The organism is Amycolatopsis sp. NPDC059021, assembly GCF_042739895.1.
Taxonomy (GTDB): Bacteria; Actinomycetota; Actinomycetes; order Mycobacteriales; family Pseudonocardiaceae; genus Amycolatopsis.
The window spans coordinates 15,405-21,654 of record NZ_JBHYIQ010000138.1 but is presented as its reverse complement, the minus strand read 5'-3'; the positions used below and the strand labels follow the sequence as shown (position 1 = coordinate 21,654).

Annotated in this window: 5 protein-coding genes; all 5 read right to left on the bottom strand. The window is 72.9% G+C overall.

Annotated features, from left to right (window positions below):
* Positions 1-196: 196 nt before the first annotated feature.
* A complete protein-coding gene (locus ACFWX1_RS44045) occupies positions 197-1,000 on the bottom strand; it encodes a cell division protein FtsQ/DivIB (RefSeq protein ID WP_378395871.1) in 804 nt (267 codons plus the stop codon).
* Positions 997-2,412, bottom strand: coding sequence for a UDP-N-acetylmuramate--L-alanine ligase (gene murC / locus ACFWX1_RS44040; protein WP_378395870.1), 1,416 nt, complete (start codon positions 2,410-2,412; stop codon positions 997-999). Before murC ends, ACFWX1_RS44045 begins: the two co-directional genes overlap by 4 nt.
* Complete coding sequence (gene murG, locus ACFWX1_RS44035; RefSeq protein ID WP_378395869.1) at positions 2,405-3,529, bottom strand: undecaprenyldiphospho-muramoylpentapeptide beta-N-acetylglucosaminyltransferase; 1,125 nt, start codon at positions 3,527-3,529, stop codon at positions 2,405-2,407. Before murG ends, murC begins: the two co-directional genes overlap by 8 nt.
* A complete protein-coding gene (gene ftsW, locus ACFWX1_RS44030) occupies positions 3,526-5,043 on the bottom strand; it encodes a putative lipid II flippase FtsW (protein WP_378395868.1) in 1,518 nt (505 codons plus the stop codon). Before ftsW ends, murG begins: the two co-directional genes overlap by 4 nt.
* Positions 5,030-6,250 (bottom strand): UDP-N-acetylmuramoyl-L-alanine--D-glutamate ligase (gene murD / locus ACFWX1_RS44025; protein WP_378395867.1); only part of this gene is annotated, 1,221 nt, incomplete at its 5' end. The genes murD and ftsW, both read right to left, overlap by 14 nt.

Below are 6,250 nucleotides of genomic sequence, written 5' to 3'. Positions count from 1 at the left end.
GGGGGCTCGCGGGGGGTCTCGCTGCAGCTAGCGCTCTCTATCTCTATCCCTCTGTTCATATCTCCCTACCACCCCCCACCCCCGGGGCCCGGCAGAGTGGTGTCGTGAATGGGGCATTGGCGGCGTTGAACGTCCCCCATGCCCCTTCACGACCCTGCTGACCAGGCGAAGGTGAGCCACCAGGGAACGCGGGCGGCTACGAGATGGTGGGGAGCTCCGGCGCCGAGACGTCGTAGACCTTGCCCGGCTGGGTCAGCAGCGCCGCGAGCACCTTCGCCTTGCGGTCGGCCTGCTCGGCGCTGCCCCAGCGCACGGTCTTCCCGTCGGCCAGCGTGAATTCGACGCTGCCCGGGGTCTTCGCCGACGCGCTGGTGACCTGCTTCTGCAACGGCTGCGGGATCGCCCCGAGCACCGAGGTCACCGCACGGGTCACCGGATCGTCGACCGAGACCTTGGGCAGCTTCAGCTGCGGGATCCCGGCCGGGCGGATCTTCACCGTCTTGAACACGACGCCGCCGCCGTCGACGAGGTGGAAGCCGTCGCCGCCGGGGCCGCTGTCGAAGAAGGCGATCGCGGTCCGCTCGGTGACCGCGATCTCGACGGTGTTCGGCCACGAACGGGAGACCTCGACGGTGGCGATCCCGGACAGCTCGGCGATGCTGTCGCGAATACCGTCGACGTCGACCCGCAGCATCGGCTTGCCGTCCTGAATGGCCGCGGCCGCGCGGATCTGGTCGGCGGAAACGCTTTTCGCGCCCACCACCTCGACGTTCTTGACGCCGAGCAGCGAGCTGAAGAACAGCAGATACACCCCGCCGACGATGGTGAGCAGCGTCAGCAGCGCGACCCAGCGGCGCCGGATCTCCTTGCGCCGGTTCGGCCGCGGCCGGGTGCGCTGCCGCTCGGCCTCCGTGCGCCGCCCGCGCCTGCTGCGGTCCGGGGGCGCGCTCGTGCGCCCGGCCTCCCTGGCCGGGCCACGGCGCTCCCGCGTCGAGGTCACCCCTGACCGCCCCGCCGATCCAGTTCGGCCAGGATCTCCGGGCCGAGCTGCGTGACGTCCCCGGCGCCCATGGTGACCACCAGATCACCCGGCCGCGCCAGATCGGCGACGAGCTTCGCCGCGACGTCGAAGGCGGGCTGGTAGTGCACCGGCACGCTCACCTGGTCGGCGATCAGCGCGCCGGTCACCCCGGGCTCCGGTTCCTCGCGGGCGCCGTAGACGTCCAGCACGACGACCTCGTCGGCCAGCGACAGCGCCGCGGCGAACTCCTTCGAGAAGGTCTTCGTCCGCGAGTACAGATGCGGCTGGAACACCACGACGACCCGGCCCGCCCCGGCCGCGTGCCGCACGGCGCGCAGCTGGGCGTCGACCTCGGTGGGGTGATGGGCGTAGTCGTCGTAGACCCGGACGTCGCCGGAGCGGCCCTTGAACTCGAACCGGCGCCGGACCCCGCCGAACACCGCGAGGCCCGCGACGAGACCGTCGAGCGGGGCACCCAGCTCGAGCCCGGCCAGCAGCGCGGCGATCGTGTTGAGCGCCATGTGCTCGCCCGGCACCGCGACCCGGACGTCGATTTCCTTGCCCTGCAAGGAGATCCGCACGACGCTGCCGTCGGCGGCCGGAGTGTGGGACAGCACCTTCGCGTCGTCGTCCCCGGTCACCGAGCGCCCGTATCGCAGCACGCGGACGCCCGCGGCCTCCGCGTCACCGCCGAGCGCCGCCGCGCCGGGATCGTCCTCGCACACGATGAGCACGCCGCCGGGTTCGATGCGCCGCACGAACTCGGCGAACACCGCCACGTACGCCTCGGCGGTACCGTGGTGGTCGAGATGGTCCGGCTCGACGTTGGTCACCACCGCGACCGACGGGGTGTAGGTCAGGAACGAGCCGTCGCTCTCGTCGGCCTCCGCGACGAAGACGCCGCCGGAGCCGTGATGCGCGTTCGCCCCGGATTCGTTGAGGTCGCCGCCGATGGCGAAGGACGGGTCGAGGCGGCAGTTCTGGAGCGCGACGGTCAGCATCGACGTCGTCGACGTCTTCCCGTGCGTGCCCGCGATGCACGCGACCCGGTGCCCCGCCATCAGCCCGGCCAGCGCCTGCGCGCGGTGCAGCACGGGGATCCCGCGTTCCCTCGCGGCGGCGAACTCCGGGTTGTTCTCCTTGATCGCCGTCGACACGACGACCGCGGAGGGCCCTTCGGGGAAGGCGTCGAGATTCTCGGCACGCTGGCCGACGAACAGCTCGGCGCCCTGAGTACGCAGCGACAGCAGCGCACGGGACTCCTTGGCGTCCGAACCGGACACCCGTGCGCCGCGGGCGAGCAGGATCCGCGCGATCCCGGACATCCCGGCGCCGCCGATCCCGATCAGGTGTGCCCGGTGCAACTCCGCGGGCAAGGTCTCGTCAAGCACCGGCGGCCTCCAGCACGATCCTGGCGAGCGTCTCGTCGGCCTCGCGGTGTCCCATCCCGACGGCGGCCGCGCTCATCTTCGCGACCCGGTCGGCGTCGGTCACCAGCGGGATCACCAGCTCGGCGACCTTCGCGGCGCTCAGCTCGGCGTCGGCGACCATCAGCGCCGCCCCCGCGTCGACCGCGGGCTGGGCGTTGACGGCCTGTTCCCCGTTGCCGTGCGGCAGCGGCACGAACACCGCGGGCAGCCCGACGGCGGACACCTCGGCGGCGGTCATCGCCCCGGACCGGCAGACGACCGCGTCGGCCGCGGCGTAGGCGAGGTCCATCCGCTCCAGGTACGGCACCGGCACGTACGCCGGTTTGCCGGGGAACTCCTGGACCACCAGCGTGTTCTTCGGGCCGTGCGCGTGCAGCACGCCGACGCCCGCGTCGGCCAGTTCCTTGGCCGCGCCGGACACCGCCGCGTTGATCGACTGCGCGCCCTGCGAACCGCCGAACACCAGCAGCGTCGGGGCGTCCGGGTCCAGCTCGAAGTGCGCGCGGGCCTCGGCCCGCAGCGCGGCGCGGTCCAGCGAGGTGATCGACTGCCGCAGCGGGATGCCGACGACCTCGGCCTTCGGCAGCGGCGTGCCGGGGACGGCGACCGCGACCCGCGACGCGAACCGCGCGCCCACCTTGTTCGCCAGGCCCGGCGACTTGTTGGCCTCGTGCACCACGATCGGCGTCCGGCCGCGCGCGGCCAGGTAGGCCGGGAGCGCGACGTACCCGCCGAACCCGACCACGACGTCCGCGCCGACCCGCTCCAGCACCGCCCGGGTCCGCTTGACCGAGTCGCGCACCTTCAGCGGCAGCCGCAGCAGCTCCGGCGTCGGCTTGCGGGGCAGCGGAACCGGCGGGATCAGCTCCAGCGGATACCCGCGGGCGGGTACGAGCTTGTTCTCCAGCCCGCGTTCGGTGCCCAGCGCGACGACCTTCGCGTCCGGGCGCAGCCGTTTGACCGCGTCGGCGAGCGCGAGCGCGGGTTCGATGTGTCCTGCGGTGCCACCGCCGGCGACCACCACCGTCGGCACCTTGCCCGCGGCGGAACGTTCGCCGGGTTTGACGGGCTTACTCACCAATGACCTCTCCGGTTCACGGCACCCCGGGTGCCGCGGTTCGCTGTTGTCCGGGCCGTTTTCCGTGTCACTGCGCGCCTTCCCGGGTCCCGGACCGAGGTGCGGCGCCGTTCCTGCGCCGGTGCCGGACGAGCCGTGCGGGGCGCGGGCCTGGCGGCCTTCGTCCCGCCACGCACCGCGCCCGCCTTGCGTGCGGCGGGCGGGCGGTACGGGTCGGGCGCGGGCAGCCGCAGCAGGCGTCCGAATTTACCCGGGCCCTGGGAACGCAGTGCGGCCACCGCCTCCGGTTCGTGCCGGGCGGCGTTCGCGAGCACGCCCATCATCAGCATGGTGATCACCAGCGAGGTGCCGCCGTACGAGATCAGCGGCAGGGTGACCCCGGTGACCGGGAGCAAGCCGACGACGTACCCGATGTTGATCCCCGCCTGCGCGACGATGGACACCGTCAGCGTGCCGGCGACGATCCGGATCCACGGGTCGATGTTGCGGGTGGCGATGCGCAGGCCGACGACGGCGACACCCGCGAACAGCGCCAGCACCACCGCGCAGCCGACGAAGCCCAGTTCCTCGCCGATCAGCGCGAAGATGAAGTCGTTCTGCACTTCCGGCAGGTAGCCCCAGTTGGACGCGCCCTGGCCGAGGCCCTTGCCGAACAGCCCGCCGTCGGCGAGCGCGAGCTTGGCCTGGTTGGCCTGGAACCCCTCACCGCTGGTGTCCGCGTTGGGCGAGAGGAACGACATCACCCTGGCCAGCCGGTACGGCGCGATGATCGCCAGCACCAGCACGCCGGCGAGACCGCCCGCGACGATGACCCCGACCAGCCGTTTCGGCGCGCCCGCGAACCACAGCAGCGAGAGCAGCACGACCGCCAGCGTCACCGTGCCGCCGAGGTCGGGCTGCAGCATGACCAGCGCGAACATCAGCAGCGCGATCGGCACCACCGGGACGAGCAGGTGCCGCCACTGGTGCAGCACGTTGTACTTGATCACCAGGATGTGCGCGCCCCAGAAGGCCAGCGCGACCTTGGCGACCTCGACCGGCTGGAAGGAGAACCCGCCGAGCTGGAACCAGCCGCTCGAGCCGTTGACCTCGGCGCCGATGCCGGGCACCAGCACGAGCACCAGCATGCCGAGGCAGAGCACCACCGCGGTGGCCGACATCCGGCGGACGCGTTCGAGCCGGATCCGCAGGCCGATCCAGAACACCGCCGCGCCGATCGCGACGAACACCAAGTGCTTGACGAACAGCGAGTACACCCCGCTGCCGGTCTTCGGGTCGTAGGAGGCCACCGAGGACGCCGAGAGGACCATGACGATCCCGATCACGGTCAGCAGCCCGGTCAGCGCGAGCACCAGGTGGAACGAGGCCAGCGGGCGCGAGAGCCAGGCCGTCAGCGCGGAGTTGAACGCGGCGGGCTTCCGCTCGCGACGCGGCCTGCCCGCGGGCTTGGCCTTCGGGCGGTCCCTGGCGGGCCCGCCGGATCCGGTGCGCTGCCCGGCGTCAACCACCGCCATGCGACGACTCCCCCGCACCGTCACGCAGGACACGGACCGCGGCGGCGAACGCGTCGCCGCGCTCGCCGTAGCTGCGGAACATGTCGAGCGAGGCGGCGGCGGGAGCGAGCAGCACGACATCGCCAGGACGCGCCATGGCTCTGGCCGCACTCACCGCCGCAGTCATGGGCTCATCGTCACCCGGAACGAGGCTGTTCACCGGGACATCCGGCGCGTGTCGCGCAAGAGCGGCCGCGATCACCGGCGAATCGACGCCGAGGAGCACGACTCCGCGGAGCCTGCCGGCGACCGAGGCGACGAGTTCGTCGACCGAGGCGCCCTTGAGCTGGCCCCCGGCGATCCACACGACGCTGGGGTGCGCCCGCAGCGAGCCGGCCGCCGCGTGCGGGTTGGTGGCCTTCGAGTCGTTGACGTAGCGGACGCCGTCGACCTCGGCGACCTCGACCGCGCGGTGCGGCGCGGGCTGGTAGTCCCGCAGGCCCTTCGCGATCGCCTCGGTGCCGACGCCGTACGCGCGGGCCAGCGCGGCGGCGGCGAGCGCATTCGCGACGTTGTGCGGCCCGGACGGGCGGACGTCGGCCAGTGTCGCCAGTTCCTCCGCGCTGGTCGCCGGATCGGCCACGAAAGCGCGGTCCACCAGCAGTTCCTCGACCACGCCGAGTTCCCCCGCGCGCGGGGTGTCGAGCTGGAAACCGACGCGGCGCGCGTCCGGCGGGGCGTGCTCCTCGGCGATCCGGGCGGACCACTCGTCGTCGGCGTTGTGCACCACGACCGCGGAGCGGTGATGTGCGCGGCCCTTGGCCGCGGCGTACTCCGCCATCGAGCCGTGCCAGTCGATGTGGTCCTCGGCGAGGTTCAGCACCACCGAGGCGGCGGGCGCCAGCGTCGAGGACCAGTGCAGCTGGAAGCTGGACAGTTCCACGGCCAGCACGTCGTGCCCGGCCTGGACCGCGTCCAGCACCGCGTAACCGACGTTCCCGCAGGCCACGGCGTCGAGCCCGGCGGCTCGCAGGATCGCCTGGAGCATCCCGACGGTCGTCGTCTTGCCGTTGGTGCCGGTCACCACCAGCCAGGCAGGCGGCCGCTCGCGCAGCTGCCCGACCCGCCAGGCCAGCTCGACGTCGCCGATCACCTCGACCCCCGCCGCGGCCGCGGGGGGCCGCACCGGGGGCCGGCGGCGCCCGCCCGGGGCGCGGCCCACGAGGGC